Here is a 477-nt window from a genome sequence, read left to right on the forward strand (position 1 = left end):
CAGACAAGGATAAAGTTTACAAAGATGCTTTACTAGAACTAAGAGAGAAAAATAAAAATTATGGGTATAAGAGACTGACTCCCGAGTTAAAAAAATTAGGTTATCATATAAATCGGAAGAAAGTATTACGCTTAATGCGTGAATTAGGCATTCTTGTAACTGCCTTCTCACACAAAAGCAGAAAGTATAAGTCTTATAAGGGAACTGTAGGGAAAGTAGCATCAAATCGTTTAAAACGACGTTTTAACACATCAGTTCCACATCAAAAAATTACGACTGATACAACTGAATTCAAATACTATTATATGGACCAGTTAGGCAATACTCAGACAGGCAGACTTTATTTAGATCCTTATATGGATTTATTCAATAGCGAAATCATCAGTTTTCAAATAACAAAACGGCCTAACGGTGAAAGTATGATGGAAGCTTTGAAGGCAGCTATAGAACGTACAAATGATTGCATATTCAGAAGAA

At 33.5% G+C, this 477-nt stretch carries 1 protein-coding gene; it reads left to right on the forward strand.

The features are described 5' to 3' along the window. Positions 1 to 477, forward strand: a 477-nt coding sequence (locus EF384_RS09645; RefSeq protein WP_148076710.1) for an IS3 family transposase, incomplete at both ends; no start/stop codon positions are given.

This window comes from Aerococcus agrisoli, from assembly GCF_003797145.1.
Classification (GTDB): domain Bacteria; phylum Bacillota; class Bacilli; order Lactobacillales; family Aerococcaceae; genus Aerococcus; species Aerococcus agrisoli.